This window comes from Kluyvera sp. Awk 3 (assembly GCF_028069715.1).
Lineage (GTDB): Bacteria > Pseudomonadota > Gammaproteobacteria > Enterobacterales > Enterobacteriaceae > Kluyvera > Kluyvera georgiana_A.
In genome coordinates this window covers 47,612-69,071 of the sequence record NZ_JANEWH010000001.1, presented here as the reverse complement: position 1 = coordinate 69,071, position 21,460 = coordinate 47,612, and the positions used below count along the sequence as shown (strand labels likewise).

The following is a 21,460-nucleotide window of genomic DNA, read 5'->3' as shown; positions in this document are numbered from 1 at the left end:
GCGGCATTATACAGAGCGTAAGCGATTGCATCCACACTTTTTTGCAAAAAATGCTTGCGATCGCCCTCTGGCAGGTTACTATCGACTGAATAACCTGCTGATTTAGAATTTGATCCCGCTCACATGTTATCCTCACAAAGCCCCGCAATTTTTACCGTTAGCCGCCTTAACCAGTCGGTGCGTCTGCTGCTCGAAAAAGAGATGGGCCAGGTGTGGATTAGCGGCGAGATCTCCAACTTTACCCAGCCCTCTTCCGGCCACTGGTACTTCACCTTAAAAGACGATAATGCCCAGGTGCGCTGCGCGATGTTCCGCAACAGCAACCGCCGGGTGACGTTCCGCCCGCAGCACGGACAACAGGTACTGGTGCGCGCCAACATCACGCTGTATGAGCCGCGCGGCGACTACCAGATTATCGTCGAGAGCATGCAGCCTGCGGGCGAAGGGCTGTTGCAGCAAAAATATGAACAGCTTAAAGCCAAACTGCAGGCGGAAGGGTTGTTCGATCAGCAATACAAGCAGCCGCTGCCCTCCCCGGCCCACTGCGTCGGGGTGATTACCTCAAAAACCGGCGCGGCGCTGCACGATATTCTCCACGTTCTTAAACGCCGCGATCCCTCGCTGCCGGTGGTGATTTACCCCACCGCGGTACAGGGCGACGATGCGCCGGGGCAGATTGTGCGCGCCATTGAGCTGGCCAACACCCGCGGCGAGTGCGACGTATTAATCGTCGGGCGCGGCGGTGGCTCGCTGGAAGATTTGTGGAGCTTTAACGACGAACGCGTGGCGCGCGCTATTTTTGCCAGCCGCATTCCGGTGGTCAGCGCCGTCGGCCACGAAACCGACGTCACTATCGCCGATTTTGTCGGCGACCTGCGAGCCCCCACGCCATCGGCGGCGGCGGAGATCGTCAGCCGTAATCAGCAGGAGCTGCTGCGTCAGATTCAGTCCGCCCAGCAGCGTTTGGGCATGGCGATGGACTACTACCTCGCCAACCGTAGCCGTCGTTTTACTCAGATGTTCCATCGCCTGCAGCAGCAGCATCCGCAGCTGCGTCTGGCGCGCCAGCAAACCTCGCTGGAACGGCTGCGTCAGCGCATGAACAGCGCGCTGGAAAGCCAGATCAAACAGGCCAATCAGCGCCAGCAGCGCATGCTACAACGTCTGAACCAGCAGAATCCGCAACCGCGTATTCATCGCGCCCAGTCGCGTATCCAGCAACTGGAATATCGCCTGGCCGAAACCATTCGCGCACGCCTCAGCGAACAGCGCGAACGCTTTGGCAATGCGGTCACGCATCTGGAAGCCGTCAGCCCGCTGGCGACGCTGGCGCGCGGCTATAGCGTCACCACCGCCAGCGATGGCAAGGTATTGAAACAGGCGAAGCAGGCAAAAGCCGGAGAAATGCTGACGACCCGGCTGGCAGACGGCTGGGTCGAGAGTGAAATTAAAACAGTGACGCCGATGAAAAAAACGCGCTCACGGAAAAAAGCCGTTTAATCGTTCAGCATAACCGGGCCTACAGGCCCGGTATCCTCTCGCTTATTCCCCCGCAGGCACCCACTCAACCCGCTTTTTCGAGATCATCCCATGGCCGTTCTGGCAGAAGAAATCCACCGCGCCGCAGGCTTTTAACACTTCCAGCGGCTTATGGCACTCGGGGCAGCGTGGCTCGAGGGTAAAGGTTTTATCACAGTGCGCGCAGTGCGCCTGTTGGCCCTGCACCTCCAGCGAGGCCTGACAGGTTGGGCAGATGAATTCCATGGCGACTCCTTAACATCGTATTGTGCCGCCATTTTATCACGTCTCAGTGCGTTCCACGTAACCGCTGCTGAATCTGCAACAGCGCCTCGACCTCGCCAATGCGCCGCGCCGTGAGCTTCGCCACTTCCTGCGGCGCACGGGAATACAAACTTTGCGCGCCCAGAATCTGATCGCCCAGACAGTGGGCATAAATTGCGCCGCGACGGGTCCAGCCGAGTACGGAATCGCCACAAATCAGCTCAACGCGCTCGCCCTCGGGGCCACGGTTCTGGCTTATCACTCGCCCGTCGCGCAAGGAAATACGGATGCCCTTGCGCTCGACGCCCGGCCCGGCGTATTTATTCAGCCATAGGTTGACCGCAATACCGCCAAGCGTGCCAATCAGATGTGCCTCGCCCTCTGCCGTTTCGGTATCGCCCAGCGCAATGGGCTGCCCTAAGCGGTCCTTAACCCGTTCAGCCCGCAGCACAATGTCATCGCTGCCGCCGAGATAGCGCACCGTCTCACGCATCATCGCCAGTACGTGGGTACCGATATCGACAATGACACCGTCCGGGTGGCGCAACTGGCGGGTATCCGGTTCCCCGGTAGCAAAATTCAGCGCGACAGGTTCACCCGCGGCGTTATAGCCACTCGGCTCAAGCAGAAAACCGTCGATGCTGACAATCTCGTCCAGCGCGGTGACCACCGGGCGGTCAATTACCGCGCCATCTTCAGGTTGCCAGCGGTCATCCATTCGGCCCTGTGCCAGACACAATACGCCGTCCCGGGCCATCCAGTGATCCAGCGCCAGCACGCGCCGAGCGTTATCCGGCACCGAAAGCAGCTGGCGCAGCGCGGTAAGCTGGTCCAGCGTGGCGGCAATCGGCTTTTCTACCACAATCCGCGGAATCGGCGAACGCAGCGCTTGTTCAAGTACCGGCAAATGCGCCAGCGAAACGGTGGTAATAAACAGCGTGTCGATGGGCTGCGCCAGCAGTGCGGCAAGGGATTTAAAGGTCGTTACGCCCGGCAGCACCCGCAGCGGATTGCTGTCATAGCCGCAAATCGAGCTCACTGGCAGCGACAGCGCCTTTAGCGCAGGTAAATAGGCGGTTTCAACCACCGACCCGAGGCCGATAAAACCAATATTCATAACATTCGACTCATGCAGAAAAACAATACGGCGGGCATTATGCGTGAAGCGCCATCACAGAAACGTGTCCGCGATGGCGTATTGCGGTTAGCGCACCGCGCGCAGACGGTCGAAACCAGCCGCCAGATCGGTTTTTAAATCATCCATATCTTCCAGCCCCATCTGGATGCGCAGCGTCAGGCCGCCAGGCTGCCAGCTGGTCGCGGTGCGGTAATCGGCGCAGTTGAACGGAATAATCAGGCTTTCAAAACCGCCCCACGAATAGCCCATGGCGAAAATGCGCATATGATCCAACATATTCGCCACCCCCGCTTTGGTAAATTCGGGCTTCAGCACCAGCGAAAACAGCCCGGATGAGCCGGTAAAATCACGCTTCCAGATCTCGTGCCCCGGGCACTCCGGCAGCGCCGGGTGCAGTACCCTCAGCACTTCCGGACGCGCCTGTAGCCAATGCGCCATCTCCAGACCGCGCTGTTCAGCCTCTTTCAGGCGCAGATGCATCGTGCGCAGCCCGCGCAGGGCCAGGAAGCAGTCTTCCGCGCCGGGCAGCATGGCCATCAGATCGTAGGTTTTACGCAATCGCGGCCACCAGGCGTCATTAGCTGACACCAGCCCCATCAGCAGGTCAGAATGGCCGCCGAGATATTTGGTCCCCGCCTCGAGCGAGAGGTCGCAACCGTGCTCGTGGGCACGGAAGAAAATCGGCGTCGCCCAGGTATTGTCGATAATGGTGGCGATCCCCTGTTTTTTCGCCGCCTGGGTCATCGCCGGAACATCCTGAATCTCAAAGCTCTGCGAGCCGGGGGACTCAAGGAACAGCGTGGTGGTGTTCGCGCGAAAAAGCGAGGCTATCTCCGCGCCAATCAGCGGGTCGTAATAGGTGGTCTCAATACCCATTTTGGCCAGCATACCGGCGCAGAAATTGCGAGTCGGTCGGTAAACGCTATCAGGCATCAGCAGATGATCGCCCGCTTTCAGCGTTGTCAGCAGGGCCAGCGAAATCGCCCCCAGCCCGGACGGTGACAGTACGGTCCCGGCGGCACCGGCCAGCACGCTCCAGGCGTTCTCGAGACTGGCGATGGTCGGCGTACCCATTGTGCCGTAGTTAAATTCGGCGCGATTATGTTCAAGATCGTCAACCGTCGGAAAGACTACCGTAGAGCCGCGATAAATCGGCGCATTCACAAACCCTGCCTGCCGGGAAGTATCCCGGCCTAGCTGGGTAATTTGCGTGCTGATATTAAAATCGGATGGAGAATGATGACCCATAATTTACCTCGTACCTTTCAGCGGCCTTGCCGACGAGAAATCGTGCTATTCATTGCCCCATTGATTGAGGAATTCCGCAATATCATCAATGCGCTGTTCTTTAATGCCCGCCTCAGCGGCCATCTCTTTTTGCGCGTCTTCGCTGATTTCTTCGTTGTTCATTAAACGGGTAATCAGCAGCTGGAAATAGTGTGCCAGCGCATCACGCTCGGCGTCATTCACCGCCTGCGCGGCTTCGGTCGAGTATTCATCGACGATGTCATAAAATTTCAGCGGGATTTCGTGCGTCATAGACAGCTCCTGGAATAAAGACTGGCAAAACGGTGACTATCCTACGTTACGCGCTATCAGGTCAACGTGCGTTTTCATACGGGCGGCAAATTACTCAACAATCACCTTCACTTTCGGTTTAGACAGCAGAATTTTAATCAACTCAGTGAATTTCACCGGTTTATAAAAGTAGTATCCCTGCTGGAACGTAATGTCATTTTTGTTGAGATAGTCGAGTTGTTCTTTGGTTTCGACGCCTTCAGCCACAATACTCAGCGAAAGCTTGCGGGCTAGATCCAGCACGCAGTCCAGAATGCGCGTCGAATCCGGATCGGCATTGACCCGTGCGACAAAACTTTGGTCGATCTTTATATAATCAATATGTAGATCATGAAGATAAGACAATCCCGAATAGCCGGTACCGAAATCATCCAGCGCAATCACAAAACCGTTTTCGTGCAGGGTATTCAACGTTTGTACCAAATCTTCATCCACGTGCAGCGGCTCGCGTTCCGTCACTTCAAGCACCAGGTTGAGATCCTTGCGGTGGAAACTGTCTTTAAAGCGCAGGCACTCGTCGACAAAGTCCGGCTTGGCGATATGCGACGCGCTAAAGTTAATACCGACATGAAAACCCTCCGGCAGTTTGCTTTCGATGGCGTTCATATTGTCCACGACCTGCGCCATCAGGCTACGCGTCAGCGGCACAATCAGCCCCGATTTTTCCGCCACCGGAATAAACGACGCCGGGGAAATATAGCCCGCGCGCGGGTGTTTCCAGCGGGCAAGCACTTCAACGCCGCGCAGCGTCCCCTCCCTACCGTTCACCACCATCTGGTAAAAAGGAACGATTTCACCGTTGGCTATCGCCCGGCGCAGCATCTCTTCCGGCGTCATCTCTTTGTTCAGGTATTTACCCAGCACATAGGCCGTGACAATTGAGATAACACCAAGAAAAAGCAGGATGCCTAATCCGCGGGTGATCATGCGCTGTAGGCTAAATAACGGCGGCTGATTGTAGACAATACTGAAGGGATATTTTGTCGAGCTGATTTGCCCGCTATAGCGAGCGTTTCCGCTCACCACGTCGCCGGACATGCCAATCGTCGACTCCCCTACCCGTAAGGCAAAATGCACGCCCTTCAGAGGGACATTCAGCGCGCCGCGAATATGCTGGTCGCTAATGGTGACCAGGATGCGACTGGCGGTTAACTGAGTGCTATAGATAAGAATTGGCTGCCCATTCGACGTCTCGCGTGCAGGTGCCAGCAGCAAATTACGCGCCTCCATCGGCGGAATTTGTGACAGTAAAATACGGTTACCCGGTAGCGATGAACACCAGATCGCGCCATTCTTAACAATAACAATCGTGCGCAAATGTGGCTGCAATGCCGCTTCAGTACCGAGCTGATATTGCCCCTCCGGATTACATCCTTTATTCGCAATATCGGTGGCCACGCGGGTCGCCCGGAAAGCTTCATCGAGAATAAGGTTAATATTATTGGCGGCATATCGGGCGCCGCCAAGACTTTCCGCGCGAGAGGAATACCAAAGCTGGGTATTCAAAATAAAAACACCGGCCAGAAACAGGCACACGGCGGCAATGACAGGAAGAAGCGCGCTACGCATTATCATATCCTGGGCGAAGAGATTTATTTTTAGCTGTGGATAGTGAGTCGCGTAAATACGCGAATAAAGAAAGGATGGTCGAGAGAAGCAGAAATCGCCATTAGACCAATAACATTTTGCCATTTCCCTTGCCGGGAAAAAGGCACCCCGGCGACACCGGAGTACCTTGAGAAGCTTACTCCAGTGCCAGCAGCGCGAAGCTCGCCAGCCAGTGGCCGCCGCTGTAGTGGCTGCCCACCACGTGCTCAACGCTGGCCGCCAGATGGCGCGCCACGGCGTCGCCCAGCGCTTGCTGCGCCGCATGGTCTTGCGGCAAAGCGCGGGCGATATGTTTCATACACCAGGCGCGGCTGAGGTTCAGGCCGTCAAGATGGGCAATTTTCGGGTCGGTACGGTCGCTCACTTCCGCCGGGTTCATCAGTGCCGACACCGACGCCACGTCCGGCAGGAAGGCATCAAACCACGCCGGGAAGTTCCTCGCGACTTTGCTCATCAGCAGCGCTTCGGTCAACGCGCCGGAAATATACTCGTCACCGCCCGGTTCATAATGCGCCGGGTACTGCGTGTCGGCCACATAGAAGCGGTTAGCGGCGTCGAGAATCGCCCCCTCAAGCGTCTTATCGGACAGCGCGCGGGCGTAGTCCAGCCCCAGCGCCAGTGCGAAAGCGGTGTTGTAGTGCGTGCCCACGCGAATCGGGTAGGTCAGCTTGCTGAGATAATCGATAAGGCGGGTACGGATATCCTGTGTCAGCGGTTCGAGCGTCGCAAACCAACGCGCGGCCTGCGGCAGAGAGGCGTGTTTCAGCTCCTGCGCCAACGCCAGCAGCCAGCCGTAGCCGTAAGGACGCTCAAACGACGCGCGGAACGGCGCGGTGAAATAGGCCAGCTCCTGCGCCACATTTTCCTCGGTGAAATGCTCGTCAAACAGCGCGATGATTTCATCGCGGCACGGCAGATCCGGGTAAAGGCGCACGCAGCGCAGCAGTAGCCAGTAGCCGTGTACCGCCGAGTGCCAGTCGAAGCAGCCATAAAAAATCGGGTGCAGCGTACGGGGCGGCAGCACATCGCCATCATCATTCAGCAGATGCATGATGTGGTTTGGATATTCCTGGCGCAAATAGGTCAAGGGCATACGGGCGAAAGCGTCAGCCTGATGTTGCGTTAATTCCATAACAGCTCCTGAAAAAGTCACCGCGCTTAGCGAAACACGAGGAAGTACATTAAAAAGACGTTCACCACCAGCAGCGGCAGCGCCGTGGGGATCTGAACCTTAATCACCTGATACTTATCTTTCAGCTCAAGCAGCGCAGCGGGCACAATATTGAAGTTGGCGGCCATCGGCGTCATCAGCGTGCCGCAGTAGCCGGCATACATCCCAATCGCCAGCAGCGGCGCCGGGTTGCCGTGGTGAAGATGGATCAGGAACGGCAGCGCAATACCGGCGCTGAGTACCGGGAAGGCGGCAAAGGCGTTGCCCATGATCATGGTAAACAGCGCCATACCGACGCAGTAAATCACCACCAGCATGAAGCGGTTATCCGGGTTCACAAACAGGCTCACCACCTTCTGCACCGATTCGCCGGTATCCGCGACCACAAATACGCCGCCCAGCATGGCGAGCATCTGCGGCAGAATCACCGCCCAGCCAATGGTGTCCACCAGACGGCGAGACTGACGAATGGCATGCAGCGGCGTGCCACGCGTCAACCACCAGCCGGTCAGAATGGCCGCCACACAGGCCACGCACAGCGCCGCCAGCGTCAGTTGCTTCTGGTCAAGCAGATACACGCCGCCAATCGATACGCCTTTCAGGAACAGCGTGCCGATGACCGTCACTACTGGAATCATTAATGCAGGCAGGAATAACCAATTTTTCAGTCGGTTAGACGAGGCAACACGTTCGCTGTCGCTCGACATTTTGTATTCGCCTTTGCCAACCAGCCCACAGCCCGCCAGCAGCGCTATGACAATCACCGCCCCGCCGATAATGCGATAAGCCAGCGATTTCCCCAGTTCCTGGACCATCAGATCGCCAAACAGGAAAATCCCGCCGAACAGGAACCAGAACAGCGCGGTGGTAAAACGTTTCGGGTTGCCGCGATCGCGCAGCGTCATGATAACCAGCAGCATCACGACAAAACCGATCAGGTAATAAACGCGATTGATGGTGATAAGTGTACTCATGGCGTCACCGCCTTCGAGCCTTGGGCGTTGCGCCACGCCATCACGTCACGGCGAATGCTGGCGTCCAGACGCAGCAGGCGAATCATGTGGATAATCAGCGCGGAAATGGCCGTCGGAATAGCCCACAGGCCAATATGCAGCGGTTCAATCCCGCTAATCCCGTTCTCTTTGAGGAAGGCGTCAATCAACAGCACCGCGCCGAAGGCGATAAAAATATCTTCGCCGAAAAAGACGGCAATATTGTCGCAGGCGGCGGCGTGCGCTTTGATTTTATCGCGGATGTGCTGCGGCAGTTCGCCGTATTCATTCAACGCCGCCCCTTCCGCCATCGGCGCCAGCAGCGGGCGTACCGTCTGTGCATGACCGCCCAGTGACATCAGGCCCAGCGCGGCCGTCCCCTCACGCGCCACAAAGTAGAGCATCAGAATACGCGCCGAGGTGGCGCTGGCGATTTTAGCCACCCACGCCTGCGCGCGCTCCTTCAGACCGTAGTATTCCAGCAGGCCAATCACCGGCAGAATCAGAATGAAAGTCGCCAGTGAGCGGCTATTCACAAACTTTTCGCCAAAGGTTTCCAGCAGCATGCCGAAATCCATGCCAACCAGCAGTCCTGTCGCCAGACCGGCGACAACGACCACCAGCAGCGGGTTAAAGCGCAGCGCAAAGCCAATCACCACCACCGGAATCCCGATAAGCGGCATCAGTGTCGTACCGTCCATAAACGTTTACCCTATCCAAAGTGTGCGTTGCACGCCGAAGGCTCTTTTTTATCGCGTCACCTCAAGGTGAAGCGTGCGGCATTGCGGCGAACGATGTTGTGTTGTGTCATCAGACCGCGTAAATCTACGTATGCGTCATCGGTCTGTGCTAAAAATCTATATCTGAACGCGGATAACATGTAAACAATTTATCAATAAAACGTTCTTATATTATCTCGTTTCATTTACATTCTTTGCGAATAGTCACAATTGCGTAAGGACAGTTATGACCTCGAAAAAAACAGCTACACCTGCCACAAACGACGATATCAACGAAAGCCGGATCGTCTCCTCACGCCATCTGATCTCCGAGCGCTGCGCGGAATTATCGGAGCTGGAGTACGCCCTGATCATGACCAGTAACGCCTTCAACAAATGGATGGTGCGCTGTATGACCGCGGCGGGCGAGCCGGATATGGGGGCGTTTGATGTGTCGCTTTTGCATCACGTGAACCATCGCAATCGCAAGAAGAAGCTGGCGGATATCTGCTTTGTGCTGAACGTGGAAGACACCCACGTGGTGACCTATGCGCTGAAAAAACTGGTCAAAGCGGGCTACGTCACCAGTGAGAAAGTGGGTAAGGAGCTCTATTTCTACACTACGGAAGAAGGGAAAGCGCTGTGCATGAAATACCGCGACGTGCGGGAAGCGTGTTTGATTTCGATTCAGGTGGAGAGCGGTATTCCGGGACATTCGATTGGCGAGACCGCCCAGTTGCTGCGGACCATCTCGTCGCTGTATGACACCGCCGCACGGGCTGCGGCGTCGCTGTAGCAAGGCGCTCGCCGGAGACGGACGACGAGCGCAGGAAACTCAGTCGGCGCGTACGGCAATCTGCCGGGCGTCGAACGCATCGCGCAGCCGACGAGCGAATGCCAACGCCTGCGCGCCGTCACCGTGCAGACACACCGTCTGGGCATTCACCTTTGCCCAGACGCCATCACGGCTCATTACCCGGCCATTCAGCACCATTTCCAGCGTACGGGCTACCGCCTCATCCTCATCGTGAATCAGCGCGCCAGCCTCGCTACGCGGTACCAACGAGCCGTCCGCCAGATAGCCGCGATCGGCAAACACCTCTTCCCGAGTGGTCAGCCCATGAAGTATACCTGCGCGAATGAGCTCGCTACCGGCTAACCCCACCAGGATAAGAGACGGTTCAACATTGTGCACCGCTCTGGCGATAGCATCCGCCAGCAGCGGCTCTTTCGCCGCCTGGTTGTACAGCATGCCGTGAGGTTTAACGTGCGTTAGCGCACCGCCTTCGGCGCGGGCGATCGCCGCCAGCGCGCCAATCTGATACAGCGTCTGCGCATAGACCACGTCAGGCGGTAGCTGCATCGCAGTACGGCCAAAGTTTTCCCGGTCGGGGAAACTCGGGTGTGCGCCGATAGCCACACCGTGTTTCAGCGCCAGCAACACGCTCTGGCGCATGGTCTGCGCGTCCCCGGCATGGAATCCACAGGCTATGTTGGCCGACGTAATCAGCGGCATCAGCGCGCTGTCGTTCTCACAGCCTTCGCCGAGATCGGCGTTTAAATCAATCTTCATCGTTCAATCGCCATTCCAGTTGTTCAAAGTAACGCTGCTGCTGAGCGCGCGCGGCTAGCGCCTCTTCCAGCGTGCAGAGGTCAAAGTGTACCGTTTCACCGAGCCGGATTTGCGCCAGGTTGTACATGTCCGCCTCAATCACGCAGGCAATGCGCGGGTAACCGCCGGTGGTCTGCGCGTCGTTCATCAGTACAATCGGTTGGCCGTTGTGCGGCACCTGTACCACGCCGGGCAGCAGACCGTGGGAGAACATCTCGCGAGATTCCGTACGCTCCAGCACCTGGCCCTGCATACGGTAGCCCATGCGATTGCTCTGCGGGCTGAGCTTCCATGGCGCGCGCCAGAAGGACTCATGCGCGGCGGCGGAAAACTCATGGTACTCCGGCCCCGGTAAAGCGCGTACGCGGTTGCCCCACAGCAACTGACGCACGCCGCGACGCTGACGGAAGTCACGCGTTGCCGGGCGCAGCGGCAGGCGATCGCCCTCTTGCAGGCTTCGCCCCTCAAAGCCGCCGAATCCGGCCTTTAAATCGGTGCTGTAAGAACCCATCATGCAAGGCACATCGAAACCGCCAGCCACCGCCAGATAGCTGCGCATCCCACGTTTTGGCAGCGCCAGTTTGAGGCGCTGGCCCGCGCGCACCGGCCAACGCCAGCCGGACCACACCGGCTGACCGTCGAGCGTGGCCGCGCAGTCCGCGCCCGCGAGAGCAAACCAGCCGTCGCGATGAAAAACCAAATCACACTGCCCCAGCGTAATTTCCAGTACGGCGCTGTCGGCGGCGTTACCGACCAGCAGATTAGCGATGCGCAATGCCGCAGAATCCATCGCCCCGCAGCGGCTAATCCCCGACTGCCGTAGACCGTGTCGCCCGCCGTCCTGCAAGGTGGTGCTCATCCCTGCGCGAATAATCTCTAACACACGCCCTCCTTAGACGGCACAAAACGAACCCGATCGCCTGGCTGTAGTAGCGTCGCAGGCTCTCGCTGCGGGTCGAACAGGCGTAAATCGGTACGGCCAATGATTTGCCAGCCACCGGGGGTCGGCAGCGGATAGATTCCCGTCTGACTGCCGCCAATTCCCACCGATCCCGCGGGTACGGCAAGGCGCGGTTCCGCCCGTCGCGGCGTCGCCAGTTCAGTTGGCAGGCCGCCAAGATAGGGGAAACCAGGCTGGAAGCCGATAAAGTAGGTGATGTAGTCCGCCGACGCGTGGCGTTCAACAACCTGCTGTTCACTCAGGCCAGTATGCCGCGCCACATCCGCTAAATCAGGGCCGTGCTCACCGCCATAAATCACCGGGATCTCTATCTGCCGTGAGTCCAGAGTCACCGCTTCGCTCTCTTCCCACCAGCGCTGTAAACGCTCGATGGCATCCAGCGCCAACGACGCCGGGTTACGAAGCATCACGGTGATGTTGTTCATCCCCGGAATCACTTCAACCACTTCGGGCACTCCCGCCAGACGTTGCGCCAGCCCCCAAATCCGTTGCTGGCTTTCCAGCGTCAGCGGCGGTTCCAGCTCCAGAACCACCGCGCTCTCTCCTAACAGATAACACCGCGCTCGCTGCACGTTTTCACCTTTACTCATGCTGGGTTGCAGAGGCCGATGGATGTTAAAGTCGGCCACCATTTCCATTTACAATTCAGCAATAATGCAAATGTGTCAATGTCTTCAGTTTGGATCTGTACGAGCGAATCCGGTTATCTGAACGACGAGCAGTAAAAAGCCCGCATTATGCGGGCTTGATATATTTGGCAAATTCGCGCTTAGCGTGAACGCTTACTTGCTTTTCTTAATGTGTTTAATCAAACGCTTACGTTTACGCATCTGAGTCGGCGTCAAGGTATTGCGTTTATTCGCATACGGGTTCTCGCCTTCCTTGAACTGAATGCGGATAGGGGTGCCCATCACGTCCAGCGATTTGCGGAAGTAGTTCATCAGATAGCGCTTGTAAGAATCCGGCAGGTCTTTTACCTGGTTGCCGTGAATCACCACAATCGGCGGGTTATAACCACCGGCGTGGGCGTATTTCAGCTTCACGCGACGACCGCGCACCAGCGGCGGCTGGTGATCTTCAGCAGCCATGGTCATGATGCGGGTCAGCATCGCTGTCCCCACGCGGCGGGTGGAGCTGTCATAAGCTTCACGAATAGATTCAAACAGGTTACCAACACCGCTGCCGTGCAGCGCAGAGATGAAGTGCACGCGCGCAAAGTCGATAAAGCCCAGACGGTAGTCGAGGGTCTCTTTCACCTGCTCTTTCACTTCCATGCTCAGGCCGTCCCACTTGTTGACGACGATGACCAGTGAGCGCCCACTATTGAGGATAAAGCCGAGCAGAGACAGATCCTGATCGGAAATGCCTTCACGCGCATCAATCACCAGCAGACAGACGTTAGCGTCTTCAATGGCCTGCAATGTTTTGATAACCGAGAATTTTTCTACCGTATCCGTCACTTTACCGCGCTTACGTACCCCGGCGGTGTCGATGAGCACGTATTCACGCTCATCGCGTTCCATCGGGATATAGATGCTGTCACGGGTGGTGCCCGGCATGTCATAGACCACCACGCGGTCTTCGCCGAGGATACGGTTAGTTAGCGTTGACTTACCTACGTTCGGACGGCCAACGATAGCGATTTTGATCGGCAGATCCTGCGGATTGAAGTCGTCTTCCGGCTCTTCTTCGCCTTCGCCATTTTCCGCCTCAAACTGCGCCCAGTACTCTGCGTCTTCGTCCACCTCTTCTGGCGGATTAACGTCATCCACGAATGGCAGCAACACCTGCTCCAGCAACGTGGTTACGCCACGGCCATGAGAGGCAGCGATCGGGTGAATGTCACCGAGGCCCAGCGACCAGAAATCGGCGACGGCCTGATCCGGATCGATACCATCGGTTTTATTCGCCACCAGGAAAGTCGGCTTTTCACGCGCGCGCAGATGGTTAGCAATGGCCTGGTCCGCCGGCATCAGCCCGGCGCGCGCATCAACCATGAACAGTACAACGTCGGCTTCTTCAATCGCCAGCAGCGACTGTTCCGCCATGCGCGTTTCCACGCCTTCTTCCGTGCCGTCGATACCGCCGGTATCGATACAGATAAATTCACGCCCTTCAACTTCAGCACGACCGTACTTACGGTCACGAGTCAGACCCGGGAAATCCGCAACCAGCGCATCACGAGTGCGCGTCAGGCGGTTAAATAGCGTGGATTTTCCAACATTAGGGCGCCCGACAAGCGCGACCACAGGTACCATGTTAAAGCCTCATTTACTCAAAATCTAAAAATAGCAAACGGCCCCTGATTAAACAGGAGCCGCCAATAGAGTTACGACAGCCGAAATTAACGCGTAATCGCGTAAACCGTGCCGTCTTTTGCCTGAATCAGCAGTTTACCGTCGGCGACCACCGGTTCCGTCAGGAAGCCGGAGCTGTCAACTTTCTGCTGCGCTTCAAAGCGCCCGTCTTCCGGGTTAACCCAATGCATGTAGCCTTCGCTATCGCCGACAACCAGGCTGCCGTTATACAGCGCCGGTGCGGTCAGCAGACGGTGCAGCAGATCGCTCTGCGTCCACAGGGTCACGCCGCCGTCGGTGGTCAGTGCCAGAATACGGTCATTCTGATCGACGATGTAGATGCGGTTGCCGTCAACGATGAAATCATTCACCGAACCCAGCTCGCGTTTCCACAGAATCTGGCCGCTGCGCAGATCCAGCGCCGTCAGGTTACCATTGTAGGCTAAGGCGTAAACCACGCCATTCACGATAACCGGCGTGGTATCCACGTCGCTCAAACGGTCGATTTCGGTCGTGCCGGTCGCCTGGGAGATACGCTGCTGCCAAATCAGCTGGCCTTGCTGCATCAGGACCGCGCTCACGCGACCGTTATCGCCGCCAACAATCGCCGCGCCATAGGCCACAGCCGGTGCAGATTCGCCGCGCAGAGAGAGCGCTGGCATATCCAGGTTCACCGTCCACTTCACGACGCCACTGTTTTCATCCAGCGCCTGCAGCTGGCCGTTACTGGTGTGAACCAGCACCAGGCCATCGCTCGCCGTTGGGCGAGAGAGAACTTCACCCGCCGCGGTGGTCTGCCAGACGATAGAACCGTCGCCCGCGTCCAGCGCATAAACCTGCGCTTTTTCGCTGCCGACGTACACGTGGCCGCCGGAAACGGTCAGACCGCCGGAAAGCAGCGCCGGTTTACGAGAGAACCAGCCGTCTTTTTCCGCCAGATTCACGGACCAGACTTCTTTACCGTCATCCGCATTGACCGCTTTCACGGTGCCTTTACGGTCGGCGGCATACACCACGCTATCCGCATAAGCCGGATGCAGGTTGGAGTAGAAATCGCCAATCCCGCTACCGACGGAAACGTCCCAGGCGGTAGACGGAGTAAACTGGTTCTCTACGGTCGGCAGCGGAGACATTTTCACAACGTCTTCTTCGCCGCTGAACAATGAACAACCACTCAACAGAGTGACAGAAAGCAGTCCTGGCAAAAGTAGTTTACGCAATTGCATCGGGTCCCTCTCAGACGGACAAATTATTAATTTTCATGCGCATCATTTCACTGAGCGCCGGAGATGCATCGCTCTTAGCGCCAGCTTCCCACGCTGCACGCGCGCCCTGCTTGTCACCTTTACTGAGCAGGATTTCCCCGCGTAAATCAGCAACAATCGCCGTCCAGCCTTCGCCCTTCACGCCTTCCAGCGTTTTCAGCGCCGCATCAGCCTGCTTCATTTGCAGCTGAACGCGCGCCAGACGCAGGTTGATAACCGACTTCAGGTTGTCATCAGAAGCGGCAGCCAGCCCTTGCTGCAGCTGCTTTTCCGCCTGTGCCAAATCGTTTTTATCGACGAAGACCTGCGCCAGTTCCAGAGAAGCAAACGACCCGTAGGTGTTTTTGGTTTCGGCGGCGAATTTCTCTGCCGAGGCCAGCGCTTCCGGTTTCCCTGAGCTAAGTGAAGAAACGGCATTTTCGTAGGCCATGGAAGATTCCCGGGCCGAGTCTACCTGATGAGAGTTCCAGTAGCGCCAGCCGACTAGCGCACCGATCCCCAAAATTACCCCAACGGCCAGCGCTTTGCCATTTTCGGCAAAGAAGTTTTTAATCGCTTCAACCTGATCGTTTTCGTTATGAATTTCCACGCAGCCCTTCTCCTGATAATGATGTCCTGGAGATTAACCCAGAATAGTGCGCAAATGCGCGGCAACGCCTTCCTGCGTTACGGTTGTCTGCTCGCCAGAGCGCAAATCCTTCACGACAACAGTGGCTTGCTCAACCTCAGACTCACCCAGAACCAGGGCAATACGAGCACCCCATTTATCCGCGCGGGCAAACTGCTTCTTAAAGTTGCCGCCGCCATGGTTCGTCATCAGCTTCACGTCCGGTAACGCATCACGCACCTGCTCGGCCAGGCGCATTGCGGCTGACTGAGTTCCGGTACCTGAGGCGACCAGGTATATATCGACAACAGGATCGGCTTTAAATTCCGGATTAACTGCCTGAACTAATAAAACAAGTCGTTCCAGGCCCATAGCGAAGCCTACGGCTGGGGTCGCACGACCGCCCAGTTGCTCAACCAGACCGTCGTAACGGCCACCTGCACAGACGGTACCCTGTGAGCCCAGGCTGTTGGTGACCCACTCAAATACGGTGCGGTTATAGTAATCCAGACCACGTACCAGACGCTGGTTCACGGTATAGGCAATACCGGCGGCATCCAGCTGCGCGCACAGGCCAGCAAAGTGCTCGCGGGACTCTTCATCCAGGTAGTCGCCAAGCTTCGGCGCATCGTTTAACAGCGCCTGCACGTCCGGATTTTTAGAATCCAGCACGCGCAGCGGGTTGCTGTACATACGGCGCTTGCAGTCTTCATCCAGCACTTCAACGTGTTGTTCGAGGAAGGCGACCAATGCATCGCGGTAATTGGCGCGCGCGTCCAATGAACCGATAGAGTTCAGTTCCAGATTAACGTGTTCAGCAATACCCAGCGCACGCCACCAGCGCGCGGTCAGCATGATCAGCTCCGCATCAATATCCGGCCCCTGCAGACCAAACACTTCCGCCCCCAGCTGATGGAACTGGCGGTAACGGCCTTTCTGCGGACGCTCGTGGCGGAACATCGGCCCGATGTACCACAGACGCTGCTCCTGATTGTACAGAAGACCATGTTCGATGCCGGCGCGTACGCAGCCCGCAGTCCCTTCTGGACGCAGCGTCAGGCTATCGCCATTGCGGTCTTCAAAGGTGTACATCTCTTTTTCAACCACGTCGGTCACTTCACCGATTGCGCGCTTGAATAACGGGGTCTGCTCTACAATCGGCAAACGGATTTCGCTGTAACCGTAGCTGCCGAGCACCTGCTTAAGTGTGCCTTCAATGCGCTGCCAGATGGCGGTTTCGCCAGGCAGATAATCGTTCATGCCGCGAATGGCTTGAATGTTTTTTGCCACGTTAATTCTCTTTATATATAAAAATGAACCCTCGGCGCAGAACACGCCCGCGGGGTTCAATCATACACGGGAAGCAAGCGGCTTCCCATCTCGTTATTTTTCAACCTGCTGAACGTCGATACGGCGAGCTTCATCCAGCACCGACGCTTTCGCGCGAATTCTGGCTTCAAGCTGGCTAATCATATCATCGTTGTCCAGGCGGTCTTTACGCACGCCGTCTTCATACAGGCCGCTTTTCTTATTGCCGCCGGTGACACCCAGCGTCGACACCAGCGCTTCGCCAGGGCCATTCACCACGCAGCCGATGATGGAGACGTCCATCGGGGTGATGATATCTTCCAGGCGCTGCTCCAGCGCGTTCACCGTACCGATCACGTCAAATTCCTGACGGGAACAGGTTGGGCAAGCGATGAAGTTGATCCCACGCGCGCGGATGCGCAGCGACTTCAGGATATCGAAACCGACTTTGATCTCTTCAACCGGATCGGCTGCCAGCGAAACGCGAAGCGTGTCGCCGATGCCTTCGGACAGCAGCAGCCCGAGGCCGATTGCGGACTTGACCGCACCGCTGCGCGCGCCGCCCGCTTCGGTGATCCCAAGATGCAGCGGCTGATCGATCTGTTTAGCCAAAAGACGATAAGACTCCACTGCCAGGAACACATCGGAAGCCTTCACGCTGACTTTGAACTGATCGAAGTTCAGACGATCGAGATGATCGACATGGCGCATCGCCGATTCCAGCAGCGCCTGCGGGGTTGGCTCGCCGTATTTTTCCTGAAGATCTTTTTCCAGCGATCCGGCGTTAACGCCGATACGGATCGGGATGTTTTTATCGCGCGCACAGTCAACAACCATGCGGATACGCTCTTCGTTGCCGATGTTGCCCGGGTTAATACGCAGGCAGTCGACGCCGTACTCCGCGACTTTCAGCGCAATACGGTAGTCAAAATGGATATCGGCGACCAGCGGAACGTTCACCTGCTGTTTGATAAGCTTGAACGCTTCTGCGGCGTCCATCGTCGGCACGGAGACGCGGACAATGTCCGCACCCACGCGTTCTAACGCTCTGATTTGATTAACCGTCGCTTCGACATCCGTCGTACGCGTATTGGTCATTGACTGGACGGCGATAGGTGCCCCATCGCCGATCGGCACGTTCCCAACGTAAATGCGTGTGGATTTTCTACGTTGAATAGGAGCCTGGTTGTGCATGAAAAATCTCCCGCATTACGCGTCTGTTATTGTGCCGGTGATTGTTCAGCACTCACGGTCAGGCGCGCAACCTGGTTAGTTCTGATAAAACGACTCAGATCGACCGGTTTACCCTGGAATTCGATCTGCACTGCAGCCGGTGCGCCAATTTTCAGTTTATAAGGCGTCTGACCGGTCAGATTCAGATTGCCACCTTTACGTTGCAGGCCGCTGAACAGTTTTTTACCGGTGGCGTCGGTCACTTCCAGCCAGCAGTCGGCGGAGAAGTTCATGACCAGCGCGTTAGCGTCAGCCACCGGCGCGGCGGTTTGTGCCGGGTCGGTCGGCAGCGCGCCAGGGGTCGCGGTCTGCGGTGCAGGGGTGGTCTGCGCGGTGGTGGTATCAACGTTAGCCTGAGACGGCGCCACCACGGCATTATTCTGGGCGGTTGCGGCTGGCGCAGCGGTGTCTGCCGGCGCCTGCGCGGAAGTATCCGCCGGTGCAGCGGCGCTGGAATTCGGCGCGCCCGCGGTATCGGTGGTTGCCGGAGACGAGGTCGCATCTGCGCCCGTATTCAGCGGAATATTTTGTGAATCGCTGCCGTTGGCCTTCAGCTCAACGGAGGATTGGTCAGCCATGGTCGAGATTTCTTCCTGCTGCGCTTTGTGGTTCTGCCACCACCAGGCGACGGTTAATCCCACCACCACGAACAGCACCAGCCAGGTAAAGCTCATCAGCCAGCCATCGCGTTTTTTACGACGTTTGCCCAGAGAGAAGCTCTGCATCGGCGCGACTTTCGCTGCGCGAACCGGCGCCTGCTTTTCCATCATCGGCAGCAGCTCTTCCTCAGGAATATGCACGAGGCGAGCGTAAGAGCGGATATAACCACGCAAGAATGTTGAAGCGAGTTCAGCAGGCGCCTTATCTTCTTCAATATCACGAACGGTGGAAACCTTCAGGCACAAGCGTTCTGCGACGGCTTGCTGGCTGAGTCCGAGTTGTTCACGGGCATTACGCAAACGGACACCCGTAGTTTGTGCTTCTTGTTGGTCGTGGTTGGTTTCAGTATTCATTCGCTACAACTGCTGATTCGTGAAATTTAAGGTTCTGATGCGAAGCCGTTCTCGCACCGCGAAACATCCGGTCGTGTTATCGAACAGACAGACAAGCTGCCCGGTATACCCTACTCCAAAACAGCGTCAAAAGCCCTATTCACGCTGTCGATGTAACGCTACATACTGCCTCAATACTTGATGAAACGCACCGTAATTATTAACCAGATCAGTACGTTTCGCCTAATCCTTAAGCACTTAACTTTGCGTGCGCCATTTCTGACGCACGCGGCGCGGGATTACACCGTTTTCACGGCGATGGATTCACCCTGCATACGCTTGCGCATGGTACGTTTGGTACGGTCAATAACATCACCGGCCAACTGGCCGCAGGCGGCATCGATATCGTCACCGCGGGTCTTACGTACGATGGTGGTAAAGCCATAACCCATCAGTACCTTACAGAAGCGATCGATGCGGCTGTTGGAGCTACGACCATACGGCGCGCCCGGGAACGGGTTCCACGGAATCAGGTTGATTTTGCACGGCGTGTCTTTCAGCAGTTCAGCCAGCTCATGCGCGTGCTCGGTACCGTCGTTGATATGGTCCAGCATGACGTATTCGATGGTCACGCGGCCCTGGTTGGCGTTGGACTTCGAAATGTAGCCGCGAACGGACTCCAGGAAGGTGGCAATATTGTACTTTTTGTTGATCGGTACAATTTCATCACGAATGGTGTCGTTCGGCGCATGCAGAGAGATAGCCAGCGCAACGTCAATCATGTCGCCCAGTTTATCCAGCGCAGGCACTACGCCAGAAGTAGACAGCGTCACGCGACGTTTAGACAGACCAAAACCGAAATCATCGAGCATGATTTCCATGGCCGGGACCACGTTGGTCAGGTTCAGCAGCGGTTCGCCCATCCCCATCATCACCACGTTGGTGATCGGACGTACGCCGGTGGTTTTGACTGCGCCGACGATTTTCGCCGCGCGCCACACCTGGCCGATAATTTCCGATACCCGCAGGTTACGGTTGAAACCCTGCTGAGCCGTAGAGCAGAATTTACACTCTAACGCGCAGCCGACCTGTGAGGAGACGCACAGGGTCGCACGATCGTCTTCCGGGATATAAACGGTTTCAACGCGCTGATCGCCGACGGCAATCGCCCATTTGATGGTGCCGTCCGAAGAACGCTGCTCTTCAACCACTTCCGGCGCGCGAATTTCAGCGACTTCTTTAAGCTTACCGCGCAGGACTTTGTTGATGTCGGTCATTTCATCAAAGTCGTCGCAGCAGTAGTGGTACATCCACTTCATCACTTGGTCGGCGCGGAAGGGTTTTTCGCCTAAGTCTTTAAAAAACTCGCGCATCTGCTGACGGTTGAGATCCAGCAGGTTAATTTTTCCATCTTTGTTGGGAACCGCCGGGATGGCGCTCTCAGGCGTGACAATTTGTTCAGACATTTTCTATTCCGGCCTCGTTGTTACACGTTATGGCCCCTGGAGGGTTGATAAAAAGAAGCGCCCCTGGACAGCGGTCTGCTCGTCCGGGGGCGCTGCATTGTACAAATTCTGGCGCATGGATGCCACGTCTGCACGCGGCATTCACGAAATAAAGTGTAAACGCCCCCTTAACGGGTACGTGGGCACACTTCGCCTTCGCCGAAGAAGAAGGCGATTTCACGCGCGGCGGATTCAACGGAGTCGGAACCGTGGGTACCGTTCTCAGTGAAGCTGTCCGCGTAGTCAGCGCGCAGCGTGCCCGCCAGTGCGTTGGCCGGGTTAGTTGCGCCCAGCAGGTCGCGGTGACGCTGAACGGCGTTTTCGCCTTCCAGCACGGAAACCACGATCGGACCGGAAGTCATAAATTCAACCAGGCCATCGAAGAACGGACGACCGTCGTGCTCAGCGTAGAAGCCGCGAGCCTGTTCAACGGTCAGGTGCAGCATTTTGGTGCCAACAATCTTAAACCCTGCTGCTTCAAAGCGAGAGAAGATGCTGCCAATAACGTTTTTTGCCACCGCGTTTGGTTTGATGATGGAAAAAGTACGTTCAATAGCCATGATTACCTCTAATAAAATTTATTCTGTTGTCGTGCATACGCATTGTATGATCTGGCGCGGATTATAATGAGCCTCTGCGCCGTTGCCTATGGATGAAGGTAACATTTTTTTAAAATAAAATACTTTTAAGCA

Annotated in this window: 21 protein-coding genes; 2 read left to right on the top strand and 19 right to left on the bottom strand. The window is 56.7% G+C overall.

Annotation, left to right across the window (positions count from 1 at the left end; all coding sequences use genetic code 11):
* Nucleotides 1-123 precede the first annotated feature (123 nt).
* On the top strand, nucleotides 124-1,500 hold the full coding sequence (gene xseA, locus NNN71_RS00310) for an exodeoxyribonuclease VII large subunit (RefSeq protein WP_271457636.1): 1,377 nt from the start codon (nucleotides 124-126) through the stop codon (nucleotides 1,498-1,500).
* Between the two features lie 42 nt (nucleotides 1,501-1,542).
* Here the strand turns inward: xseA and NNN71_RS00305 are convergent, their stop codons facing one another.
* The 8 genes from NNN71_RS00305 to NNN71_RS00270 form a co-directional block, all read right to left on the bottom strand.
* Nucleotides 1,543-1,764: a zinc ribbon domain-containing protein gene (locus tag NNN71_RS00305; RefSeq protein WP_163446558.1), complete on the bottom strand. Its 222-nt coding sequence runs from the start codon at nucleotides 1,762-1,764 to the stop codon at nucleotides 1,543-1,545.
* 43 nt (nucleotides 1,765-1,807) lie between these two features.
* Nucleotides 1,808-2,899 carry a Gfo/Idh/MocA family oxidoreductase gene (locus NNN71_RS00300; RefSeq protein ID WP_271457635.1) on the bottom strand — a complete coding sequence of 364 codons (1,092 nt, stop codon included), beginning with the start codon at nucleotides 2,897-2,899 and terminating at the stop codon, nucleotides 1,808-1,810.
* Nucleotides 2,900-2,986: 87 nt separating this feature from the next.
* Nucleotides 2,987-4,168, bottom strand: coding sequence for a cystathionine beta-lyase (gene metC / locus NNN71_RS00295; protein WP_163446556.1), 1,182 nt, complete (start codon nucleotides 4,166-4,168; stop codon nucleotides 2,987-2,989).
* A 45-nt stretch (nucleotides 4,169-4,213) separates the two neighbouring features.
* Nucleotides 4,214-4,459, bottom strand: coding sequence for a YmjA family protein (locus tag NNN71_RS00290; RefSeq protein WP_163446555.1), 246 nt, complete (start codon nucleotides 4,457-4,459; stop codon nucleotides 4,214-4,216).
* 90 nt (nucleotides 4,460-4,549) lie between these two features.
* Nucleotides 4,550-6,067 carry an EAL domain-containing protein gene (locus NNN71_RS00285; protein ID WP_271457634.1) on the bottom strand — a complete coding sequence of 506 codons (1,518 nt, stop codon included), beginning with the start codon at nucleotides 6,065-6,067 and terminating at the stop codon, nucleotides 4,550-4,552.
* Between the two features lie 175 nt (nucleotides 6,068-6,242).
* Nucleotides 6,243-7,238 carry a DUF2891 domain-containing protein gene (locus NNN71_RS00280; protein WP_271457633.1) on the bottom strand — a complete coding sequence of 332 codons (996 nt, stop codon included), beginning with the start codon at nucleotides 7,236-7,238 and terminating at the stop codon, nucleotides 6,243-6,245.
* Nucleotides 7,239-7,264: 26 nt separating this feature from the next.
* The gene (locus tag NNN71_RS00275; RefSeq protein ID WP_163446552.1) at nucleotides 7,265-8,251 is read right to left on the bottom strand and encodes a DUF979 domain-containing protein; all 987 of its coding nucleotides are present in this window, start codon (nucleotides 8,249-8,251) and stop codon (nucleotides 7,265-7,267) included.
* Nucleotides 8,248-8,970 (bottom strand): DUF969 domain-containing protein, encoded by a 723-nt coding sequence (locus NNN71_RS00270; RefSeq protein ID WP_249022901.1) that lies wholly within the window; start codon nucleotides 8,968-8,970, stop codon nucleotides 8,248-8,250. The genes NNN71_RS00275 and NNN71_RS00270 overlap by 4 nt, the downstream gene beginning before the upstream one ends.
* A 265-nt stretch (nucleotides 8,971-9,235) precedes the next feature.
* Here NNN71_RS00270 and NNN71_RS00265 point away from each other — a divergent pair, with 265 nt between their 5' ends.
* On the top strand, nucleotides 9,236-9,784 hold the full coding sequence (locus NNN71_RS00265) for a winged helix DNA-binding protein (RefSeq protein ID WP_163446550.1): 549 nt from the start codon (nucleotides 9,236-9,238) through the stop codon (nucleotides 9,782-9,784).
* 39 nt (nucleotides 9,785-9,823) lie between these two features.
* Here NNN71_RS00265 and pxpA read toward each other — a convergent pair whose 3' ends face one another.
* The 11 genes from pxpA to ndk form a co-directional block, all read right to left on the bottom strand.
* Nucleotides 9,824-10,561, bottom strand: a complete 738-nt coding sequence (gene pxpA / locus NNN71_RS00260) for a 5-oxoprolinase subunit PxpA (protein WP_271457632.1) — start codon at nucleotides 10,559-10,561, stop codon at nucleotides 9,824-9,826.
* Nucleotides 10,551-11,483, bottom strand: coding sequence for a 5-oxoprolinase subunit PxpC (gene pxpC, locus NNN71_RS00255; RefSeq protein WP_167575244.1), 933 nt, complete (start codon nucleotides 11,481-11,483; stop codon nucleotides 10,551-10,553). Before pxpC ends, pxpA begins: the two co-directional genes overlap by 11 nt.
* On the bottom strand, nucleotides 11,477-12,133 hold the full coding sequence (gene pxpB / locus NNN71_RS00250) for a 5-oxoprolinase subunit PxpB (protein WP_064543672.1): 657 nt from the start codon (nucleotides 12,131-12,133) through the stop codon (nucleotides 11,477-11,479). The genes pxpC and pxpB overlap by 7 nt, the downstream gene beginning before the upstream one ends.
* A gap of 210 nt (nucleotides 12,134-12,343) precedes the next feature.
* Nucleotides 12,344-13,819: a ribosome biogenesis GTPase Der gene (gene der / locus NNN71_RS00245; protein WP_163448270.1), complete on the bottom strand. Its 1,476-nt coding sequence runs from the start codon at nucleotides 13,817-13,819 to the stop codon at nucleotides 12,344-12,346.
* An 86-nt stretch (nucleotides 13,820-13,905) separates the two neighbouring features.
* Complete coding sequence (bamB, locus tag NNN71_RS00240; protein ID WP_163448271.1) at nucleotides 13,906-15,084, bottom strand: outer membrane protein assembly factor BamB; 1,179 nt, start codon at nucleotides 15,082-15,084, stop codon at nucleotides 13,906-13,908.
* A gap of 10 nt (nucleotides 15,085-15,094) precedes the next feature.
* On the bottom strand, nucleotides 15,095-15,712 hold the full coding sequence (locus NNN71_RS00235) for a YfgM family protein (protein WP_064543551.1): 618 nt from the start codon (nucleotides 15,710-15,712) through the stop codon (nucleotides 15,095-15,097).
* 33 nt (nucleotides 15,713-15,745) lie between these two features.
* On the bottom strand, nucleotides 15,746-17,020 hold the full coding sequence (gene hisS, locus NNN71_RS00230) for a histidine--tRNA ligase (RefSeq protein WP_167575243.1): 1,275 nt from the start codon (nucleotides 17,018-17,020) through the stop codon (nucleotides 15,746-15,748).
* A gap of 93 nt (nucleotides 17,021-17,113) precedes the next feature.
* Complete coding sequence (gene ispG / locus NNN71_RS00225; RefSeq protein ID WP_065355919.1) at nucleotides 17,114-18,232, bottom strand: flavodoxin-dependent (E)-4-hydroxy-3-methylbut-2-enyl-diphosphate synthase; 1,119 nt, start codon at nucleotides 18,230-18,232, stop codon at nucleotides 17,114-17,116.
* Between the two features lie 26 nt (nucleotides 18,233-18,258).
* On the bottom strand, nucleotides 18,259-19,284 hold the full coding sequence (gene rodZ / locus NNN71_RS00220) for a cytoskeleton protein RodZ (protein WP_249022899.1): 1,026 nt from the start codon (nucleotides 19,282-19,284) through the stop codon (nucleotides 18,259-18,261).
* A gap of 278 nt (nucleotides 19,285-19,562) precedes the next feature.
* On the bottom strand, nucleotides 19,563-20,729 hold the full coding sequence (locus NNN71_RS00215; protein ID WP_163448274.1) for a bifunctional tRNA (adenosine(37)-C2)-methyltransferase TrmG/ribosomal RNA large subunit methyltransferase RlmN: 1,167 nt from the start codon (nucleotides 20,727-20,729) through the stop codon (nucleotides 19,563-19,565).
* Nucleotides 20,730-20,896: 167 nt separating this feature from the next.
* On the bottom strand, nucleotides 20,897-21,328 hold the full coding sequence (gene ndk, locus NNN71_RS00210; protein ID WP_064543541.1) for a nucleoside-diphosphate kinase: 432 nt from the start codon (nucleotides 21,326-21,328) through the stop codon (nucleotides 20,897-20,899).
* Nucleotides 21,329-21,460 lie beyond the last annotated feature (132 nt).

What these genes read in the sequence shown, in the direction of transcription:
- xseA (WP_271457636.1), top strand. Translation starts at nt 124, where the DNA reads ATGTTATCCTCACAAAGCCCCGCAATTTTTACCGTTAGCCGCCTTAAC.
- NNN71_RS00305 (WP_163446558.1), bottom strand. Translation starts at nt 1,764, where the DNA reads ATGGAATTCATCTGCCCAACCTGTCAGGCCTCGCTGGAGGTGCAGGGC.
- NNN71_RS00300 (WP_271457635.1), bottom strand. Translation starts at nt 2,899, where the DNA reads ATGAATATTGGTTTTATCGGCCTCGGGTCGGTGGTTGAAACCGCCTAT.
- metC (WP_163446556.1), bottom strand. Translation starts at nt 4,168, where the DNA reads ATGGGTCATCATTCTCCATCCGATTTTAATATCAGCACGCAAATTACC.
- NNN71_RS00290 (WP_163446555.1), bottom strand. Translation starts at nt 4,459, where the DNA reads ATGACGCACGAAATCCCGCTGAAATTTTATGACATCGTCGATGAATAC.
- NNN71_RS00285 (WP_271457634.1), bottom strand. Translation starts at nt 6,067, where the DNA reads ATGCGTAGCGCGCTTCTTCCTGTCATTGCCGCCGTGTGCCTGTTTCTG.
- NNN71_RS00280 (WP_271457633.1), bottom strand. Translation starts at nt 7,238, where the DNA reads ATGGAATTAACGCAACATCAGGCTGACGCTTTCGCCCGTATGCCCTTG.
- NNN71_RS00275 (WP_163446552.1), bottom strand. Translation starts at nt 8,251, where the DNA reads ATGAGTACACTTATCACCATCAATCGCGTTTATTACCTGATCGGTTTT.
- NNN71_RS00270 (WP_249022901.1), bottom strand. Translation starts at nt 8,970, where the DNA reads ATGGACGGTACGACACTGATGCCGCTTATCGGGATTCCGGTGGTGGTG.
- NNN71_RS00265 (WP_163446550.1), top strand. Translation starts at nt 9,236, where the DNA reads ATGACCTCGAAAAAAACAGCTACACCTGCCACAAACGACGATATCAAC.
- pxpA (WP_271457632.1), bottom strand. Translation starts at nt 10,561, where the DNA reads ATGAAGATTGATTTAAACGCCGATCTCGGCGAAGGCTGTGAGAACGAC.
- der (WP_163448270.1), bottom strand. Translation starts at nt 13,819, where the DNA reads ATGGTACCTGTGGTCGCGCTTGTCGGGCGCCCTAATGTTGGAAAATCC.
- bamB (WP_163448271.1), bottom strand. Translation starts at nt 15,084, where the DNA reads ATGCAATTGCGTAAACTACTTTTGCCAGGACTGCTTTCTGTCACTCTG.
- ispG (WP_065355919.1), bottom strand. Translation starts at nt 18,232, where the DNA reads ATGCACAACCAGGCTCCTATTCAACGTAGAAAATCCACACGCATTTAC.
- rodZ (WP_249022899.1), bottom strand. Translation starts at nt 19,284, where the DNA reads ATGAATACTGAAACCAACCACGACCAACAAGAAGCACAAACTACGGGT.
- NNN71_RS00215 (WP_163448274.1), bottom strand. Translation starts at nt 20,729, where the DNA reads ATGTCTGAACAAATTGTCACGCCTGAGAGCGCCATCCCGGCGGTTCCC.
- ndk (WP_064543541.1), bottom strand. Translation starts at nt 21,328, where the DNA reads ATGGCTATTGAACGTACTTTTTCCATCATCAAACCAAACGCGGTGGCA.